This is a genomic window from Pseudomonas alkylphenolica (assembly GCF_016009175.1).
Taxonomy (GTDB): domain Bacteria; phylum Pseudomonadota; class Gammaproteobacteria; order Pseudomonadales; family Pseudomonadaceae; genus Aquipseudomonas; species Aquipseudomonas alkylphenolica_B.
Genome location: NZ_JADUCM010000010.1, coordinates 31,322 through 50,754 on the forward strand (window position 1 = coordinate 31,322; position 19,433 = coordinate 50,754).

The 19,433-nt window shown below is 63.0% G+C and carries 15 protein-coding genes; 2 read left to right on the top strand and 13 right to left on the bottom strand.

Annotation, left to right across the window (positions count from 1 at the left end):
• Positions 1–19: 19 nt before the first annotated feature.
• The 3 genes from I5S59_RS11405 to I5S59_RS11415 all read right to left on the bottom strand — a co-directional run bounded on the left by I5S59_RS11405 (position 20) and on the right by I5S59_RS11415 (position 2,650).
• Positions 20–856 (bottom strand): bifunctional allantoicase/(S)-ureidoglycine aminohydrolase, encoded by an 837-nt coding sequence (locus I5S59_RS11405; RefSeq protein WP_128325112.1) that lies wholly within the window; start codon positions 854–856, stop codon positions 20–22.
• Between the two features lie 183 nt (positions 857–1,039).
• Positions 1,040–2,020: an aliphatic sulfonate ABC transporter substrate-binding protein gene (locus I5S59_RS11410; RefSeq protein ID WP_197876689.1), complete on the bottom strand. Its 981-nt coding sequence runs from the start codon at positions 2,018–2,020 to the stop codon at positions 1,040–1,042.
• Between the two features lie 159 nt (positions 2,021–2,179).
• Positions 2,180–2,650 (bottom strand): Lrp/AsnC family transcriptional regulator, encoded by a 471-nt coding sequence (locus I5S59_RS11415; protein WP_197876690.1) that lies wholly within the window; start codon positions 2,648–2,650, stop codon positions 2,180–2,182.
• 100 nt (positions 2,651–2,750) lie between these two features.
• Between I5S59_RS11415 and rarD the strand changes: the two genes are divergently transcribed.
• Positions 2,751–3,689 (top strand): EamA family transporter RarD, encoded by a 939-nt coding sequence (rarD, locus tag I5S59_RS11420; protein ID WP_197876691.1) that lies wholly within the window; start codon positions 2,751–2,753, stop codon positions 3,687–3,689.
• On the opposite strand, the gene I5S59_RS11425 is transcribed toward rarD, so the two are convergent.
• The 10 genes from I5S59_RS11425 to I5S59_RS11470 all read right to left on the bottom strand — a co-directional run bounded on the left by I5S59_RS11425 (position 3,653) and on the right by I5S59_RS11470 (position 18,699).
• The gene (locus I5S59_RS11425; RefSeq protein WP_197876692.1) at positions 3,653–4,660 is read right to left on the bottom strand and encodes a GlxA family transcriptional regulator; all 1,008 of its coding nucleotides are present in this window, start codon (positions 4,658–4,660) and stop codon (positions 3,653–3,655) included. The genes rarD and I5S59_RS11425 overlap by 37 nt on opposite strands.
• Before the next feature lie 188 nt (positions 4,661–4,848).
• Complete coding sequence (locus I5S59_RS11430) at positions 4,849–5,952, bottom strand: autotransporter outer membrane beta-barrel domain-containing protein (protein WP_197876693.1); 1,104 nt, start codon at positions 5,950–5,952, stop codon at positions 4,849–4,851.
• A gap of 374 nt (positions 5,953–6,326) precedes the next feature.
• Entirely contained in the window at positions 6,327–7,121 is a 795-nt protein-coding gene (locus I5S59_RS11435) for an endonuclease/exonuclease/phosphatase family protein (protein ID WP_128325121.1), read from the bottom strand.
• Positions 7,122–7,184: 63 nt separating this feature from the next.
• Complete coding sequence (glgX, locus tag I5S59_RS11440) at positions 7,185–9,329, bottom strand: glycogen debranching protein GlgX (RefSeq protein ID WP_197876694.1); 2,145 nt, start codon at positions 9,327–9,329, stop codon at positions 7,185–7,187.
• 90 nt (positions 9,330–9,419) lie between these two features.
• On the bottom strand, positions 9,420–9,671 hold the full coding sequence (locus I5S59_RS11445; RefSeq protein ID WP_197876695.1) for a DUF2934 domain-containing protein: 252 nt from the start codon (positions 9,669–9,671) through the stop codon (positions 9,420–9,422).
• Between the two features lie 18 nt (positions 9,672–9,689).
• A complete protein-coding gene (locus tag I5S59_RS11450) occupies positions 9,690–12,458 on the bottom strand; it encodes a malto-oligosyltrehalose synthase (RefSeq protein WP_197876696.1) in 2,769 nt (922 codons plus the stop codon).
• Positions 12,455–14,524 (bottom strand): 4-alpha-glucanotransferase, encoded by a 2,070-nt coding sequence (gene malQ, locus I5S59_RS11455; protein ID WP_197876697.1) that lies wholly within the window; start codon positions 14,522–14,524, stop codon positions 12,455–12,457. The genes I5S59_RS11450 and malQ overlap by 4 nt, the downstream gene beginning before the upstream one ends.
• Complete coding sequence (gene treZ / locus I5S59_RS11460) at positions 14,517–16,295, bottom strand: malto-oligosyltrehalose trehalohydrolase (RefSeq protein ID WP_232239700.1); 1,779 nt, start codon at positions 16,293–16,295, stop codon at positions 14,517–14,519. The genes malQ and treZ overlap by 8 nt, the downstream gene beginning before the upstream one ends.
• 15 nt (positions 16,296–16,310) lie before the next feature.
• Positions 16,311–17,870 carry a glycogen synthase GlgA gene (glgA, locus tag I5S59_RS11465; protein WP_197876698.1) on the bottom strand — a complete coding sequence of 520 codons (1,560 nt, stop codon included), beginning with the start codon at positions 17,868–17,870 and terminating at the stop codon, positions 16,311–16,313.
• Positions 17,871–18,246: 376 nt separating this feature from the next.
• Entirely contained in the window at positions 18,247–18,699 is a 453-nt protein-coding gene (locus I5S59_RS11470; RefSeq protein ID WP_197876699.1) for an Lrp/AsnC family transcriptional regulator, read from the bottom strand.
• 111 nt (positions 18,700–18,810) lie between these two features.
• Here I5S59_RS11470 and I5S59_RS11475 point away from each other — a divergent pair, with 111 nt between their 5' ends.
• Positions 18,811–19,425, top strand: coding sequence for a LysE family translocator (locus tag I5S59_RS11475; protein ID WP_197876700.1), 615 nt, complete (start codon positions 18,811–18,813; stop codon positions 19,423–19,425).
• The last annotated feature ends 8 nt before the right edge of the window (positions 19,426–19,433 follow it).

The following is a 19,433-nucleotide window of genomic DNA, read 5'->3' on the forward strand; positions in this document are numbered from 1 at the left end:
TTGTACATCGAGCCTAGGCTTAACGCTGCGGGTTGAGCACCAGGTTCATGTGACGGTTGACGTCCTTGTACAGCAGGTAGCTGAACGGGCCCGGGCCGCCGGCGTAGCAGGCCTGCGGGCAGAAAGCGCGCAGCCACATGAAGTCGCCGGCTTCGACCTCGACCCAGTCCTGGTTCAGGCGGTACACCGCTTTACCTTCCAGGACGTACAGGCCGTGTTCCATGACGTGGGTTTCGGCGAACGGAATCACGCCGCCTGGCAGGAAGGTCACGATGTTGACGTGCATGTCGTGGCGCATGTCAGCCATGTCGACGAAGCGGGTGGTGACCCAGCGGCCTTCGGTACCCGGCATCTCGATGACGGTGGCGTTGTCGCGGTGGGTAACGAACGACTCAGGAACCGCCACACCTTCGACTTTCTGGTAGTGCTTGCGCAGCCAGTGGAAGGTGACGTTGGATTTGCTGTTGTTGCGCAGGCTCCACTCGGCGCCTGGTGCCAGGAAGGCGTAGCCGCCCGGTGCCAGGGTGTGGTGCTTGCCTTCGACGGTGACGTCGATCTCGCCTTCAACCACGAACAGCACCGCTTCGGCGTTCGGGTCCAGCTCCGGGCGTTCGCTGCCGCCTTCAGGCGCGACTTCGACGATGTACTGGGAGAAGGTCTCGGCGAAACCGGTCAGCGGGCGGGCGATGACCCACATGCGCATCTTGTCCCAGAATGGCAGGTGGCTGGTGACGATGTCACGCATCACGCCTTTAGGGATGACGGCATAGGCTTCGGTGAACATGGCACGGTCTGTCAGCAGCTCGGTTTGAGCCGGGTGCCCACCGTGAGGGGCGTAGTAAGAAGATTTCGACATGGACAGTCTCGACTTGTTGTTGTGTCCCCGTGCCTGGCAGCGCCATCTGGCGTTGCTTGGGGATGCATCAACACGATATAGACAAGCTCGTACTATCCACAAATTAAATGTTGAAATACCCGGTATTTGATTGGTGAATGCCGACCGGGTGTGTCCGCGTGTCGGCATCGGTCACTCAGCTAATCACGGTAAAACCGACACCGGGTACACCGCATCCGCTACGCGCAGCGCCTTGGGAATCAGGCCCAGGCCCTGAAAAGTGTCGGCCAGTTTCTGCTGTTCGGCGGTGATGCTGCTGTCGATCGGCACGGCATTGTAGTTGCGGCGTTCACTGGCCACTTGCAGCACATCGGCACTGATGCCCAGTTGCGGGGCGAGCAGGGCGGCGACTTCATCCGGCTTTTGATTGGCCCAGGCGCTGACCTTGGCCAGTTCGCTGAAGAACGTTTTCAGCAGGGCGCGGTTGTTGTCGGCAAAGGCGGCCGACGACAGGTAGAAGGTACGGTTGTTGGACAGGCCGCTGCCGTCACGCAGGTTCTTCAAGCCAGGCTGTTTCTCCGCGGCGGCGAGGAACGGATCCCACAGGGTGACGGCCTGCACGCTACCCGATTGCAGGGCGGCCACGGCATCGGCGGCGTTGTTGACGTAGGCCGGAGTAATGTCCTTGTAGCTCAGGCCGGCGTCCTGCAGCGCCACGGCGAGCAGGTACTGGGCATTCCAGCCCCGGCCGGTGGCAACGCGCTGACCTTTGAGTGCCTGGACGTTGGCGATCTTGTCCTGCTCCCGCACCACCAGCCCGATACCGTGAGGGTAGGGCTGTTCGGCCGCCAGGTAGACCACCGGCTTGCCGGCGGCCTGGGCGAACACCGACGGCGCATCGGCAGCATGGCCCAGGTCGATGGCGCCGGTGCTCAAGGCTTCGAGCAACTGCGGGCCGGCAGCGAATTCATACCAGCTGACACTCACGCCTTGCGGTGCCAGGGCCTTTTCCAGGGCACCGCTGCCTTTGAGAATGTTGATGCTGTTGAATTTCTGGTAGCCGATGCGCAGGGTTTTGCTCGGTTCGGCCAGTGCACTTTGGCCGGGTAGCCACAAGGCGGCGAAGGCTGCGAGCAGGCCGCCGGTCAGCAGGCGGCGCAGGGGGGAATGGGGCGTGTGCGACATGGGCGAACTCCTGGTATGCAAGGTCAGTTGATGACCGAAAATATAAGGAGGCGCCGAGGGCGTATCAATTTGTTTATTCCGTTTTGTTAGATTGTTTTGTTATTTTTATATCCTTTTGTTTTTAAGTGCATGTGTCCGCGAAGCCCTGAAAGGCCGCAGTCAGGTGCCGGCAATCGGCACCTGTAGCGTCGACTTCACCCGCTCCAGCACCACGATGGTCCGAAACCACTTCACGTTCGGGTTGTCATGGAACAGCCGCTGGGTCAGGGCCTGGAACTCGCTCATGCTCGCCACCGTCAGCACCAGCATGAAATCGGCGTCGCCAGTGACGTAATAGCACTGCTGGATCTCGGGCCCGGAGAAGGTCTGTTTCATCAGCTCAAGGTCGGCCGACTGGGTGCGTTCGGCATGCACTTCGACCATCAGGGTAATGACCTGGCCGACCTTCTCCGGGTCGATCACCGCCACGTTGGCCTGGATGAAACCGTTGCTTTTGAGGCGCTGGATGCGCCGCTGCACCGAAGCGCTGGACAGGTGCACACGCTCGGCCAGTTCGCGCAGGGGCAGACTGTTGTCCTGCTGTAAGGCCGTGAGCAGGGCCAGGTCGAAGTCGTCCAGTGCAGGTTTCATGTGCAAAAATTTCTCATCTTGACGCTGAAAAACGAGGGCACTTTTCAGACTGTACGCAATAAATTATCACGCTCTGAAACCCATCGTGAAGGACTCTGTCATGCACCGGCCTGCTTCCGCCAACGTCGCGTTGGGCGTATTGCTGAACGTTCTGGCGTCGGTGCTGTTTGCCGTAATGTACGCTTACACCCACTTGCTCAAACCTTTGGGCGGCGAAGAAATCTACGGCTGGCGCATGCTCCTGACCGCGCCGTGCCTGACACTGATGCTGCTCGTCAGCGGCCGTTGGCACGAAGTGCGCCGCTTGTTCCAGCGACTGCGCAACGAGCACGGGTTCTGGATCGTTCGCTTGCTGTCGTCGGCATTGCTGGGGGCGCAGCTGTGGTTGTTCATGTGGGCGCCGATCAACGGCTACGGGCTGGATGTGTCCCTTGGCTATTTCCTCATGCCGCTGACCATGGCGATCTTCGGCCGCCTGGCCTTCAAAGACAACATCAGCCGTTTGCAACTGCTCGCCTGTGCTATCGCCGCGGTGGGGGTGATCAACCAGATCGCCATCGCCAAGGCCATCACCTGGCCTGTGCTGGCGGTCAGCCTCGGCTACCCGGTGTACTTCTGGTTGCGGCGGGTCAGTGACAGCAACACCATGGGCGGGCTGTGGTTCGACATGACGTTGAGCCTGCCGGTGAGCCTGTACTTTGTGCTCAAGGGCGGGGTGGTGCTGGGTGTGGCCGGCAGTGGTTCGGCGCTGCCCTGGCTGGTGGCCGGGCTGGGCGCGATCAGTGCGTCGGCGTTGGCCCTGCAGGCGCTGTCCGGGCCACGGTTGAACCTGACCCTGTTCGGCCTGCTGATTTACGTTGAGCCGGTGCTGCTGGTGCTGGCCTCGGTCCTGCTGGGTGAAACCATTGCCCCGGCGCAGTGGCCGACCTACATCGCCATCTGGCTGGCGATGCTGGTGTTGATGGTCGAAGGTGGCCTGAGCCTGAACGGTGCGCGGCGCGATTACTCGCCCAGTCGTTGTTCCCGCGAGGGCGGATAACCAAAGAAGGCGCTGTAGCATTTGCTGAAATGCGACACCGAGACAAAGCCGCAGGCAATTGCCACGTCCATCAGCGCCAGGTCGGAGTACTGCAGCAGGCGGCGGCTTTTGGTGATGCGCAACTCCATGTAATAGCGGCTGGGCGAGGTGCCCAGCTGTGCCTGGAACAGGCGGTCGATCTGCCGGCGGGAGCGCCCGCAGTAAGTGGCCAGCTGATCCAGGCTGAGGGTTTCTTCGAGGTTGTTTTCCATCAGCTCGACGATGGTGCGCAGAGGCGCGCTCATGGACTTTTTCGAGTGGCTGTCGACCCGCCGGAAGCGTGCCCCGGAGAACGCCAGGATTTCCTCGACGCCGCCGGCCAGCGCTTCGCCCTGTTGCTGCCTGAGCAGCGCCAGCATCAGTTCCAGCGCGCCGTTGGGGCTGGCGGCGGTCAGGCGGTCGCGGTCCAGCACATGGCTTGCCGGGGTGATGGTGCTGTGTGCACTGCGTTCGGCAAGGCTGGCCCGCTGCTCGGGGTGAATGGTGCACTGGTAGTCCGCCAGCACCCCGGCGCGACCGAGAAAATACGCGCCGTTCCATAGCCCGCCGAGCGCCAGGCCATGCTGCGCGGCATCGCTCAGCAGGCGATCGAGTTCGGGAAACTTGAGTGGGGTGCGCAAGCCACCGCACACCACCAGCATGTCCAGTGCTGCCAGCTGCGAGCGTTGAAACGCAGTGGCATAAATTTCGAGGCCAAGGTCGCTCATCACCCGCTCGCCAACCAGTGACAGCGGGGTAATGGTGAACAGATTGTTCTGCAGCAGGTTCGCGGTGACCAGCACATCCATGGCCACGGTGAAGCTGGCCATGGAGAAATTCTCCAGCAACAGAAAGCCTACCCGGTAGGCGGGTGATGTGGCGGCTTCGGGCTGCTTGCGGTTCAGCATGTTGCTGCTGCTGGATTTCTGGCTGAACTGGCGAGGGGTGGGCAATGTCGGCTCCGCTGGGCATGGCTTGGCGCCGCCGAGTGTGCGTTCAGTGCAGGGGAAAAACAATAAGGGCGTTCACTGTGCCGCAGCGCGTTCGCATTGGCCTTGCAGGCCCGGGCGAGGCGGATGGGGCGCCTCGCCCTTAACGGCAGCGCACGGTTCAGTTCACGTGCGTCATTGCCATTGTCCGTTTACCACCTGACCCGTACCCCGAGGTTGCCAACCATGCCACTAAGATCGCTGTTATCGACATCGCGGCTGTAGTCGGCGCTGACAAACAGCGCGACGGTGGGGCTGACCCGGGCAACCAGGCCCATTCCCAACTCCACGGTGGTGGCGCTGCGGCCGCTGTTGAGCTTGTCGACGTTGTCCACCCTGACGATGTCGGTCTTGGCGTAGTCGTACCAGACGTTGGTGCGCACGAAGGGCTCGATTGGCATGCCGCTGAGGTTGTAGCGCGCAGACAGCTTGGCGCCGATACGGCCGGTCCAGTTTGGCTGTTGGTCGAATGCCTGGCGGGTATCGGTCTGGGTCTGGCTACCGGGGAAGTACTGCTGGTTGATCAACTGCGCCTGTGGTTCGAGGGTCCAGGTGTTGCCCAGGGCGACCGGGTAGCCACCCTCTACCGACAGGGTAATGGCATGACCGTCACCATCCAGACGCTGGCCGTTTTCACTGCGGCCGTTGACGTCGAAGCGGGTACCCATGGCCACGGCGTCCACATGCCAGCCTTGTTCGTGGGTCATGCTCCAGTACATCCCCAGGCTTTCGCCTTCAAGGCTCACGCTGTTTTTGCGGTCGCCTACCTGCGGTTTGCGCATGCCATCGAAGCCGCTTTGCAGGTTGCTGTGGCCGACGAAGAAACCGATGCGGTGAGTATTGCCGCCGGCGGTTTCGCGCACGAACAGGTCCGGGCTGATCTGCATGCTCTGGTTGCTCGCCTCCAGCCGCAAGGTTGCCGGTGCGCCCGTGGCGATCGGGGCCGGGTAGAACTGGCCCCAATGGCTGGCTATGGCGTCAGTATCGGCAGCGGCGTTGCGCTCGGCCATGCGGTCGGAAAAGGCGTTCAAGGTGCTCAGGCCCAGGCCGCTGGCACTGACCGGGATCAGCGACGGCGATTGCTGCAGCGTCACAGGCACTCGATTGAACGCGTTCGGCGCTTGGATGAACGCGTGGAGCGGGTCGTTATCCTCCAGGCTCCATGCACGGGTTTCCAACGGGGTTGCCAAAAGCAGCGACGTGGAAACCGCATAGAAAACATACTCAAAGCCTGACGGATTCGGAGCTTTTTTCATGGCGGATCTCCTCTGGTTGTTGCAGCCAATGTTTCTGGCCTGATGTCACGGGCTGTAATGCAAAACCAGAGGGCGACTCAAACCAGCAATACCGCTCCCGTCGCGCGCTGAAAGGCGCGAGCTAGAGGCTCGGAATGGGGATCTGCATTGCTGCATTACATGTAGCTAAGGAGAGGAGAGGTCGTGCGTCAAGAAAGCGTTAAATATCCGTTGTCAAGCTATTCACTCGGTCAATTCGCTGAAATTAAACAAAAATTTACATTTGATAGTGTCGACTGCTCTTTCGGCCCTGGCGGCTATGCCGAATCGTTGCTAACGCAGGCGCCAAAAGGCGCCCAGCGGTGGTAAGACCCTGTGACTTTTTTGCACTAAGCCTATAGCTGCACTTCTACCGCGAGGGGCAAATGGTCGGAGAGATGGCTCCAGGGTTTGCTCCCAAGGATGCGCGGCGCGTGGCTGTTGGCATTGCGCAGGTAGATGCGATCCAGGCGCAGCAGCGGCAAGCGTGCAGGGTAGGTGCGGGCCAGCAGCCCGTGGTGACGCTCAAAGGCTTCATGCAGACCACGGTGCAGGCCCAGGGCGCGGTTACCGTGCAGCTTCCAGTCGTTGAAGTCGCCAGCGATGATCACCGGCGCATCCGCGGGCAACGAGTCGAGCAACCGGCGCAACAACTGCAGCTGCTTCTGCCGGTGGCTTTCCAGCAGCGACAGGTGCACGCAGATCGCATGCACCTGATGCTGGCCGGGCACATCCAGCACGCAATGGAGCAGGCCGCGCCGTTCGGGGCCGGTGATCGACACATCGAGGTTGCGGTGTTCGATGATCGGGTATTTGGACAGCAATGCATTGCCGTGGTGGCCGTCGGGGTAGACGGCATTGCGCCCATAGGCGAAGTCGCTCCACATGCTGTCGGCCAGAAACTCGTACTGCGAGGTTTGTGGCCAGCCGGCATAGCGAGCGGCATGGCGGTCGTGGCTGCCGAGCACTTCCTGGAGAAAGACGATATCGGCCTGTGTGCTGCGTACCGCCTCGCGCAGTTCCGGCAGGATGAAGCGGCGGTTGAAGGCGGTAAAGCCTTTGTGGGTGTTGACGGTCAGCACCCGCAAACGCTGTACGGCAGGCGACGCTTGGGGGGATGGTGGCAGCTTCGGATCCGGGTCGAAATTCACGCTGACTCCTGGTCTTCAAACCTATTGCATGAGACGGGGCCCGGGGCAATGAGTTCCCGCGCTTCAACTGTCGTCTTCGTGTTGCAACTCCAACAGCGTCAGTGATCGCCCGCTGACATTCAGCGCACTGCCAAATGCATGCTGTTCGCCCTTGCGCAATTGCGGCCGGTCGGTGTCGATCAGGCTGTGCCAGTACTCGCCTTCAGGCACCTGCGGCAGGGTGAAGGTCACGGTGTCGTGATGGGCATTGACGATCAGCAGCAAGGTGGCGTCTGCACCCGGCCGCGGGATGCCGCTGACCTGTGCACGGCCATCCATCAACATGCCCAGGCAGCGGCCATGACTGTCGTGCCACTGCTCGATACTCATTTCCTCGCCAGCAGGTGTCAGCCAGGTAACGTCCTTGACCCCGATGGCTTCATTGTAGTCACCGACCAGAAAGCGCGAACGGCGCAGCACCGGGTAGGCCAGGCGCAGCTTGGTCAGCTTTTTGACGAACTTGAGCAGCGCAGTGCCCTCGTCATCGAGGGTCCAGTTGACCCAGCCGATCTCGCTGTCCTGGCAGTAGGCGTTGTTGTTGCCATGCTGGGTGCGGCTGAACTCGTCGCCGGCGACGATCATCGGCGTGCCCTGGGCCAGCAGCAGGGTGGCAAAGAAGTTGCGCATCTGGCGCAGGCGCAGGGCCTTGATTTCCGGGTCGTCGGTGGGGCCTTCGACACCATGGTTCCACGACAGGTTGTTGTTGCTGCCGTCCTGATTGTTTTCGTCGTTGTCCTCGTTGTGTTTGTCGTTGTACGAAACCAGGTCGCGTAAGGTAAAACCGTCGTGGGCGGTAACGAAATTGATCGAAGCCCAGGCCCGGCGCCCGCGACGGTTGAACAGCTCACCCGAGGCGGTCATGCGCGAAGCAAAGTCGGCCAGCTGGCCTTCGTCGCCTTTCCAGAAGGCCCTGACCGTATCGCGAAAGCGGTCGTTCCACTCGGCCCAGCCGGGTGCAAAATTGCCCACCTGATAACCACCGGGGCCGCAGTCCCAGGGTTCGGCGATCAGTTTGACCTGGCTCAGCAGCGGGTCTTGCCGACAGGCGACGAGAAAGCTGTGACGCTCGTCGAAGCCTTCATGGTAGCGGCCAAGAATGGTCGCCAGGTCGAAGCGGAAGCCGTCCACATGCATCTCGCCCGCCCAGTAACGCAGCGAGTCGGTGACCAGCTGCAACACGCACGGGTGGCTCAGGTCGAGGGTATTGCCGGTGCCGGAATCATTGATGTAGAGACGTTTGTCGTCAGGCATCAAACGGTAGTAGGAGGCGTTGTCGATGCCGCGCATCGACAACGTCGGGCCCAGCTCGTTGCCCTCGGCGGTGTGGTTGTAGACGACGTCGAGGATCACCTCCAGGCCGGCATCGTGCAGGTGCGCGACCATCTCCTTGAACTCGGCGATCTTGCCGTTGGCCAGGTAGTGCGGGTGGGGGGCAAAAAAGGCGATGCTGTTGTAGCCCCAATAATTGTTCAGGCCTTTTTGCAACAGATGCTGGTCATTGACGAAAGCATGAATCGGCAGCAGTTCGATGGACGACACGCCGAGCTGTTTGATGTGATCGAGCAGCTCGTCGCACATCAGGCCGGCGAAGGTGCCGCGGTTCCCCTCGGGCACTGCCGGGTGGGTCATGCTGATGCCACGTACGTGGGCTTCGTAAAGAATCGTACGCTCCCAGGGTACGCCAACCCGCTGGTCGCGACCCCAGGTGTAGGCCGGGTCGATCACCTTGCATTTAGGCACGAACGGGGCGCTGTCGCGTTCATCAAAGCTGAGGTCACCCTCCGCGTGGCCGATGGTGTAGCCGAACAGGGCTTCGGACCATTTCAGGCTGCCGACCAGTTGCTTGGCATAGGGGTCGATCAGCAGTTTGTTGGGGTTGAAGCGATGGCCATCCTGCGGCGCATAGGGGCCGTGAACCCGGTAGCCATAGATTTGTCCCGGGTGGGCATCGGGCAGGTAGCCGTGGAAAATTTCATCGGTGTATTCCGGCAGCTCGATACGCTCCAGCTCCACCTCGCCGCTGGCATCGAACAGGCACAGCTCAACCTTGGTGGCGTGGGCCGAAAACAGCGCGAAATTGACCCCAAGACCGTCCCAGGTGGCGCCCAGCGGGAACGGCAGGCCTTCGCGGATACGCGAGGGTTCGACAGTGGGCGTGGGCTTTTTCATGGGGTTCCTTTACCGGTCGGGTAGCGTGTGGGCATGCCCGTGCCCACAGCCCTGAGGGGCTGTGGAAGCGAGGCTGCCCTGCGTCAGAGGTCAGGCAACAGGTGGCTTCTTTGTCGTGCGTGGCTTTTTCACCGTCACCGGTTTGCTCGCCGGTTGAGCCGGCTGAGCGAGTGTTGGCGACTTGGCTTTGGCCTTGCGCGGTGTGGCCTTCGGCGCCAGGGATTCGGCTTCGGCAAGCTTGCGGGCCATGTCCCAGTGTCGGGATTCCTGGCCTTCAGGCTTACCTTCCGATTCCCAGATCTGGTAGGCGAATTCGCGGATACGTTTTTCTTCGATACTCATCTCGACGCTCCTGATGGTTTAGGCATGATCAATCAACAGGTTGACTGGAAACTCCTTGAGGACGGCGCTGAGCAACAACTCCTTTGAGGCTGTGACTACAGCGCTGGCAAAAAGTCCCGAGCAATTGGCAGGTGACAAGGCAAACGGCAACAGCAGCCGCGTATCGTCCCAGGTCTGTGCCGGGATCAGGGGAATCGGGGAATCACCAAGCAAGCCACAGGCCAGGCGCGGCACGATCACGATCGCCCGTTCGGCGTCGCCCAGGCGGGCAAACGCCAGCACCTTGTCGGCGTGCCTGCCCTCTACCTGCAGCGGCAGGTAGCGGCCCTCGCCGAACAGCTCGGGGTAGGCCAGGCGGCGCTCCAGCACCTGGCTGATCAGCGCCTGCTTGATCCGCCCGCTGCGCCAGTCCTGGAGCAACTGAGCGGTAGTGGTGCCGGCATCCAGGCCCTGGCGGCGCGCGGCGTAATCCACCTCGCGGCGGTTGTCCGGGTCGACCAGGCTCAAGTCCCAGAACTCCGTGCCCTGGTACAGGTCAGGCACACCAGGAACGCTCATGCGCAGCAGGCACTGGCTCAAACCGTTCAGCGCACCGGGGCAGGCGATGGCGCGTGCCGCCTGGGCCAGTGAATGGCGCAGTTGCTGGCTTTGCGGGTCGGTCAGTAGGCCGTGGGTATAGGCCAGGCAAGCGTGTTCGTAGGCGTCGTTCGGTGCGCTCCAGCTGCTGTGCAGTTTGGCCTCGCGCAAGGCTTTGCGCTGCCACTGCTGCAGGCGTTCGGCATAGGCCTGCAGCGCCAGCGGGTCACCCTCGTCGAATGCCATCGGCCAACTGCCCAGCAGGGTCTGATACAGCAGCCACTCATCGGCGGGTGTCGGTGCCACACCTTCGGCCAGGCGACTGCGCAACGGCGAAGCCAGTTCGCGCCAATGTTCGATCCGGCTGACCAGCCAGGCGCTGCGTTCACTCAATACCGCCAGCCGGGAGCGGCTGTCTTCGCCGCGCTTGTGGTCGTGGGTGGCAGTGCACAGCAGGTTGTGCGGGAAGTGTTGCAAGCGCTGCTGGTTGGCGTGGTGAAAAGCCGCGACCGGGGCACTGAACTGCTCGGCATCAAAGCCCACGTCATTGCGTGACAGCAGCAGCGCCGAGCGGTAGAACGCGGTGTCTTCGACAGCCTTGGCGGCTGTTGGCGCGGTCAGCTGCTGGAAGCGGATACCGGCATGGCGCAGGTGCTTGCGCGCGCGGCCAGGCGGGACGCTACGCCAGGGTTGGCCGCCGAGCCAACGCTGAAGGGCATCGAGTACCGGCCAGTCGCCTTCGCCCAATTGTTGCCGGGCCGCCGATATGGCGTGCTGAAAGAACGGCTCGTCCTCGGCGCAACGTCCACCAGCGTGCAGGTAGGTGCGGTACACCGGGTAATGCTCGACCAGAGCCTGCAGGGCCCGGCGAATGGCGCCCAGGGTCAGGTCGCGGCTCATCAGGTCGTTGCGGGCTACCTGCAGGAGGGCCTGGGCGACCGATTCAAAGTCGCCGGCAAGGCTGGTGTTGAGTACCTGCTGACGCGCCAGGCGTACCTCCTCGGTAAACGCCGGGCGCTCGCTGAGGTCACTCCAGGCTTCGGCCAGTACGGCCTCACCGGCGGGGTCATGCTGCAGCAGGCTGACCTGGTTCATGAACTCGTAGCCCGTGGTGCCATCCACACCCCAATCGCGGTGCAATTGCGCGGTAGCGCCGAGAATTTTTTCGACGTAGATCGGCAGGTGTTCCAGTGCCGCATTCAGCGGGCGACGGGCCAGCAGGGCGTCGACCCGGCGCCGTAGTTTGCGGCAGTAACCGCGCGGATCGGCCAGCCCGTCGATGTGGTCGATGCGCAGGCCGTCGACCAGACCATTGGCGATCAGGGCGAAGATCTTTTCATGGGTGGCTTCGAACACCGCGTGGCGCTCTACCCGCAACCCGCCCAGTTCGTTGATATCAAAAAAGCGCCGCCAGTTGATGTCGTCGGCAGCGGTTCGCCAGCTGGCCAGGCGATAGGCCTGGCGTTCGAGCAGATCGTGCAGGCGGCTAAAGCCTGCCGGGGTGCGACCGTCAAAATCCTTCAGCATCTGATCGAACGGTATTTGTCTGGCCAGGGTGGCCAATGCCTGTTGCAGTTGAGCGGCGAGGTCACTGGCTTGCCGGGTGTTCGGCAAGGCGCTGAAGCGCCCGGCCAGGGCTTGCACCGACGTGTGCTCACTGCGGCTCAGGATCAGCCCGTAGTCGCGTGGGCAGATCGGAAAGCGGTGTTCGTGGTGGTGGACAAAAAAGCTGCCGTCACGGGCCTGGAAGCACAGCTGCAAATCCCCGGCCTGCAACGACGCCCCGTAGTCGCTGGCCAGAAAAGGCACCAGCAACTGGCCTTCGAGCAAGGGATCAGTGGAGTGCCACTGGATATCGAAGAACTCGGCATAGCGGCTGTCCCGTCCCCAGGTCAGCAAGTCTTGCCACCAGGGATTGTCGCTGCCGACCGCCATGTGATTGGAAACGATGTCCAGGATCAGGCCCATGTTGTGCAGGCGCAGCGCCGCAACCAGGCGCTCCAGCGCCGGCTCGCCGCCGAGCTCCGGGTTGATCCGGGTCGGGTCGATGACGTCGTAGCCATGCCGCGAACCCGGGCGGGCGCAGAGCAGGGGCGAGGCGTACAGGTGACTGATGCCCAGGCGGGCGAAATAAGGCACCAGCGGCAGGGCATCGTCCAGGGTGAAACCTGCATGGAACTGCAAACGCAGGGTGGCGGTGAGGGCGTTCACCGGTCGCGCTCCCACGCCTGTTCCCGGGCCTGGGCCAACAGTTCGAGACGGCGCGCGGCATCGCTGTCGTCGAGCAGTGTGGTGGCGGGCAGGGCAAAACGGCGGCGCCAGTTGGGATGGCTGTCGATGGTGCCCGGCAGATTGGGCTGTTCATCGACGCCCAGCAAGTCCTCAAGGGGTACCAGGACCAACGGCGCTCGGGTATGCCCCAGGAAGCGTATGCACGCGTCGATGGCATGGTCGCTGTCGGCCTGTGGGCCGTAGTTACGCTCAAGCGTATGCAGCAGGCCCTGACGCTCCTGCTGGCGGGTGTCCCGCCAGAGCCGTTCAACGAGAGCGTCGATCAAGGCCAGACGCTGGTTCCAGTCGATGTCGCGGGCTTGCAACCAGCCGGCCAGGGTCGGTGTGTCGTGGGTGCTGGGTGTGGCCAGGGCGTTGTCGGGCCAGTCGAGGATGGCTTTGAAGTGGCCGGGCCGGTCTTGTTCGAACTGCAGCACGCGCATGCCCAGAATGGCCCGCTGGGCCAGTTGTTCCCGCAGCCCTTCCGGTACGGTGCCGAGGTCTTCACCAAGGACAATGGCCTGGTGGCGAACCGACTCCAGGCACAGCAGGCGCAGCAGGTCGTCCAGCGGGTAGTGCAGGTAGGCGCCCTCGCTGGCGTGGCCGCCCAACGGGATCAGCCACAGGCGTTGCAGGCCCATCACATGATCGATGCGCAGCCCGCCGGCATGGGCAAAGTTGGCCCGCAGCATCTCGATAAAGGCGCGGTAGCCATTGCGTCGCAAGCCTTCGGGCGAGAAGGCGCAGATACCCCAGTTCTGTCCCGTGCGGTTGAGGACATCGGGTGGCGCACCCACGTTGAGCCCGGCAAGCAGCTCATCCTGGCGACTCCAGGCCTGACTGCCGGCACCGTCGGCGCCCACGGCCAGGTCGGCGATCAGGCCGACCGCCATGCCATGGCTGCGGGCGGCGTCCTGGGCACGCTGCAGGCTGCGCTCGATCAGCCATTGGCAGAAGGCATGAAACTGGACCTGCGTTGAGTGCTGTGCGGCAAATTCCGCTACTTGCGGGCTGTGCGGATCGTGCCAGGCGCTGGGCCATTGCCGCCAGTCCTGGCTCAAGCCGCGCGACTGGGCCTCTTCCTGCAAGGCTTCAAATCGGCAGTGCTGCTCCAGCGCTTCACCGGCTTGCTGGCGGTAGCTGTCAAAGTCGACGCGCAACGGATGGTCGCCGTCGATGAAGTCATCGAACAGGCACTGCAGTAGTTGATAGCGTGCACTTGCGGCCGCGGGCCAGTCGATCAAAGGCAGCTGTTCGAGCTGCGCCAGTTTGCCTTCCAGGCCCAGCGTGTCGATGGCCATGCGTACGATGCGGTCGCCGAGCTGCGTCGACGGGCTGGCATACAGGCTGTTGAGGAACAGACGGCTGGACGGCGAATAGGGGCTGTAGCGCTGCGGGTCGCTGGCGAACATGGCGTGCACCGGGCTGATGGCCAGGGCATCGGCGCCACGCTCGGCGGCGCTGCGGGCCAGGTGCTCAAGGGCCTGGCAGTCGCCGAAGCCACCACCATTGTCACGTCGCAGGCTGTAGAGCTGGGCGCTGATGCCCCAGCAACGCGGGGTGGCTGTGTTCAGGGCGTCGCTCAGGCTGAAGCAGCGCACCGGGGCCACCGCCAGGGTGAACTGCCGCCCGCCGATGTCCAGTTGGTGATAGCCCGGCGGCAGGCCCGGGGCGAGTGCCGCGTGGGCATCCAGCTGAAGTTGTTGTGTGCTGCCGTCTTCGAGTTGCACCCGGCAGGGGCTCTGCGCGGCAAAATAGCCCGACAGGTCCAGTGGCTGATCCACCTCGACGGTCAGCAGCGGCGGCAGGTGCCGGGCATCGTGGGCAGTCTTGAGCAATTGCAGGCTGGCGGCGATCTGCCCCGGGTCGTCGGCGCCCAGGCCAAGCCCTGCCAGCACCCGGCGCAAGGCCGGGTCAGTCACCCGGCGCGGCTGGCCGTTGGCATCGATCCAGTCCACGGCGATGCCTGCCAGGTCCGCCAGTTGCTGCAGCTTATGGTCAGTCATGGGCAGGCTCCGTTGCGTGAGGGGGGAGTAGACTGACCAAGGCGCAGTAAGGCGGTAGCCGATCCTGGCCAAAGGGTTCATCTGCGCAATAGTGTAGGTGGCTTGCCGTGTCAGGCAGGCTACAGGGCACCGGTTCTGAACCCAGATTCAGGTCGATGCGCAGCACACGGCCGTCGGCCATTCGCCAGCGAGCAGTCAGGGCCTTGTCGGCCAGTACTTCAGTGCCCAGGGCACGACAGCCAGGTAGTAGCGGGCTGATGTGCTGGTGACGCAGCGCCAGCAGTTGCTGGTATAGCGCTTGCCACGGCGTGGCGTGACCGTCGGGTACCTCTGGGCGCGAGGCCGTGAACGTGGCCAGTGCGTTCGGGTCTGGAATCGTCGCGCGTTGCGCTGGGTCTGCAAAGGCACTGAAACAGGCAAACTCGGCCCGGCGCCCCTCGCGCACGGCATCGGCCAACGCCGGGTCATGGTCGGTAAAAAACAGGAAGGGCTGCTCGCTGCCCCATTCCTCGCCCATGAACAGCAACGGAATCATCGGTGACAGCAGCAGCAGGGTGACGGCTGCCCGCAGCGCCTGGGGCGGGCACAGCTGCATCAGGCGCTCGCCCTGGGCACGGTTGCCGACCTGATCGTGGTTCTGCAGAAACAACACGAAGGCACTCGGAGGCAAGTGTGCGCTGGATTCGCCGCGCGGCGTGCCGTTGCAGTCGGGTTCGCCCTGAAAAACGAAGCCTTCGCCCAGGCACCTGGCCAGTTTGTAAATGGTCGCTTCACTAAAGTGCGCGTAATAGGCTTCGTGCTCGTCGGTCAGCAGCACATGCAAGGCATTGTGGCCATCATCGTTCCATTGAGCGTCGAACGCACCCTCGAGCAGGTTCGCCTGGTTGTGCTCGTTCTCAAGCACCAGCCACACCTGTCGGCCCGGTGTCACGGTACGGCGTACCCGCTGGCTGAACACGCGCAGAAACTCCGGGTCGTCGATGGCATGCACCGCGTCCAGGCGCAAACCGTCGAAGCGGTAGTCGTGCAGCCACATCAGGGCATTCTCGATAAAGAACTCTCGCACCTGGCGGCGGCGAAAGTCGATGGCGGCGCCCCACGGGGTTTGCCGGTCCTGACGAAAGAAGTCGCCGGCGTACTGGCCCAGGTAATTACCGTCGGGACCGAAGTGGTTGTAGACCACGTCCAGCAGCACCATCAGGCCATGTCCATGGGCGGCATCGATCAACTGGCAGAGCTGTTCCGGGGTGCCATAACTGTGGTGGGGGGCAAACGGCAGCACGCCGTCATAGCCCCAGTTGCGTTCGCCGGGAAACTGCCCGAGGGGCATCAGTTCGAGCGCTGTCACGCCCAGTGCGGCCAGGCGTGGCAAGTGCTCGATCAGTTGCAGGTAGCCGCCCAGCACGCCGACGTGTACCTCGTAGATCACCGCTTCATGCCAGGGCCGGCCCTGCCAGTGCCTGTGCTGCCAGGAATGTGCGGCCGGGTCGACCACCTGGCTGGGCCCGTGCACGCCCTGGGGCTGAAAACGCGATGCCGGGTCGGGCACCTGCACCTCACCGTCGATGCAATAGTGGTAGTGACTGCCGGCGACAGCAGGCCAACGCGCGCGAAACCAGCCATCGGCACCGCGCTGCAGGGGCAGGCGCCGGTCGGGCGCCAGGCACACCTCGACGCTGCGGGCAGCGGGTGCCCACAGCGCGAAACGCACGGTGTTGCTGTCCAGCATCACGGCCCCGTGGGTCGCGAACTGATCTGACCTCAAGGGCATACCCGCACCTCGCGTTTAGCGGGCCGTTACCTGCGACCGCTCGACCAGTTCTTCGTACAGGCGCGCATAGGGTTCCACCGCCTGGCACCAGTTGAAGGGCTGGGTCATGGCCAGGCAGCGCATGGCGCCCAGCAGGTCCTTCTTGCCGTATACATAGAACGCCCGGCTCAAGGCCTCGCGGTAGCTGTCGACAGTGGACTCGTCGAACAGGAAACCGGTGACGCCATTTTCAATGGTGTCAGCCAGGCCACCGGTATTGCGCGCCACCGGCAGTGAACCGAAGCGCTGCGCGTACATCTGGCTCAGGCCGCACGGCTCGTAGCGCGAGGGCATCAGCAAAAAATCGCTGCCGGCGAACATGCGCCTGGCGTCGGTTTCGTTGAAGCCGATGCGTACACCGACCTGGCCGGGATGACGCAGGGCCAATTCGCGCATGGCCTGTTCTTCCTCCGGTTCGCCACGGCCGATGATCGCAATCTGTCCGCCCTGGCTGACGATGTAGTCGGCCACGCCGAGGGTCAGGTCCAGGCCTTTCTGGTAGACCAGTCGCGAGACCACGGCGAACAGCGGGCCGGTCGACGGCTCGAGCTCGAACAGTTCACGGACCTGGCGGCTGTTGGCGGCCTTGCCGTCCCAATCGTTGAGACTGAAGGGGTGTGCCAGGTGCGGGTCGCTGGCCGAGTCCCAGCTTTCGTCAATGCCGTTGGGAATGCCGCTGAGCAGGCCCTGCTGGGCCTTGCTGCCAAGGAAGCCATCCAGTCCGCAGCCAAACGCCGGGGTGGTGATTTCGCGGGCGTAGGTGGCGCTGACCGTGGTGATGTGGCTGGCATAGGCCAGACCTGCCTTGAGGAACGACAGCTTGCCGTAAAACTCCATGCCTTCCTGTTGCAGGGCGTGGTGGGGAATGGCAAGTTCCGGGCAGCAGGCGCGGCTGACCACGCCTTGATAGGCCAGGTTATGGATGGTGAACAGCGTGGGTGTCTGCAGGCCGCGCCAGTGCATGTAGGCAGGCGCCAGTCCGGCGGGCCAGTCATGGGCGTGGACCAGGTCGGGCTTCCAGTGAACCATGCCTTCACCGGCAGCGATCTCGGCGGCTGCCAGGCCCAGGCGGGCAAAGCGGATGTGATTGTCCGGCCAGTCACGGCCGTTGTTGGCACCATAGGGAGTGCCTTCGCGCTGATACAGCTCCGGGCAGATCAACACATAGATGACCAGTCCGTCGGCCAGGTCCATGCGCCCGATCTTGCACGGCGGCAGCGCCGCGTGCCCGCCCAGTTCACCCACCAGGTGAATGGGGTTGTCGCTCTCCAGCACTTGCGGGTAGCCGGGAATCAGGACCCGTACATCATGCAGGTGGCGCATCGCCCGGGGCAGGGCAGCGGAAACGTCGCCCAGGCCGCCGGTCTTGACCAGGTCGGCAATTTCAGAAGTCACGAACAGCACTTTGCGCTTGTTCGGGTTGTGCCGGGAGTCTGTGCCAGGTGCCATGGCTGTCGTATTGAAGTCCGTGGCCAACGGCGCACGGTTGTCCGGGTTGAAGTGTTCTACGTTCGGTTCGACAGCGGCACTGATCATACTTCTTCCGTCCCTATATGGCGGGTGTGGGCACCCGTTGTTGTGTATGCAGAAGTTGTCTCTCTGTGTGTGGTACTGCGTTGCGTCCTTGCACCTTATCCGTGCGTGCAAGCGCTATGCCACGCGGCATGGCTGCCGTGGGCGTGGTGACTGACCGGGGTGGGTGGCCGCGTCTGGATGACCAGAAACGATGACCGTCTTATTTGCTGACCGACTGCGATGCCAAGGAGTTCGACTTTTTTTGCCAAATTTTCCAGGCAGTCCTGTGGCCGGTACTGAGTGTAGGAGAGAAATGTGAAGATTTGTGACCAGCTGGTCATTTTACTTTCGTTGGCGTCCAGACCGTGCAGCAATCGCTTGCACGGTGCCTGTCGGGTTACATCGGCAGTAGCCGATCCTGAATCACTTCCTTCATCACCAGGGTCGAGCTCAGGCGTTGCACGTTCGGCAGGCTGGTGAGTTGTTCGTCATAGAGCTTCTGGAAGGCCGGCAAGTCGCGCGCGACCACATGCAGCAGGTAGTCCGGGTCGCCGAACAGGCGCTGCGCCTCGACAATCTGCGCCACCTCGCCCAGCGCTGACTCGAAATCCGCCACCGGCTGGCGGGTCACCTCGCGCAGGGTGACGAACACCAGCGCCGCAAAGTTCAGACCCAGCGCAGCAGGCGCCAACCGCGCGTGGTAGCCAAGGATCGCGCCAGATTCCTCCAGTGCCTTGAGACGCCGATGGCAGGGCGACAGGCTCAGCCCCACGCGGTCGGCCAGCTCGGTCACGGACAGGCGCCCGTCTTTTTGCAATTCGGCAAGAATTTTTCTGTCTGTTCTGTCCATTGAGAAGGATCTTCCAGTGATTGGCTTGTAATAGGGAATATACGAAAGAAAATCCCCGGACGGAATCCGTACGCTGTGTTCATCTCAAAACAGTGTGGAAGGAAGACTGAAGTGGCGATCAGCGTGCTGACGGCGTTCTGGGCCGTGTCCTTGTTATTCGTGATCACCCCGGGCGCAGATTGGGCCTATGCCATTTCTGCGGGCATGCGCGGGCGCTGGGTAATGCCGGCGGTGGCGGGCATGCTCTCGGGGCATTTCCTGGCGACGCTGGTGGTGGCGGCCGGGGTTGGCAGCCTGATTGCGGGGCACCCGCTGGCCTTGACGCTGCTCACGCTCGCGGGGTGCACGTACCTGTTGTGGCTGGGCGCCAATCTGTTGCTCAGCCCGGCAGTGCCAGACGCCGAACGCGCCGGCGGGGAGGAGAGCGGCAAGCGTTGGGCGTTCAAGGGCTTTTGCGTGAGCGGGCTCAACCCCAAGGTATTCCTGTTGTTCCTGGCCTTGCTGCCGCAGTTCACCGACCCGCAATCGGCATGGCCGCTGCCACTGCAGATCATGGTGTTGGGCTTGGTGCACCTGTGCAGTTCATTGGTGGTTTACCTGGCGGTGGGTTATGGCGCCAAAGCGGTGCTGAGCACGCGACCGGATGTCGCGAAGGCGGTGGGTCGAGCGTCCGGCGTGGCAATGATCGTGGTGGCGTTGGGGCTGATTGCCGGGCAATTGCACTGAGGCGGGGA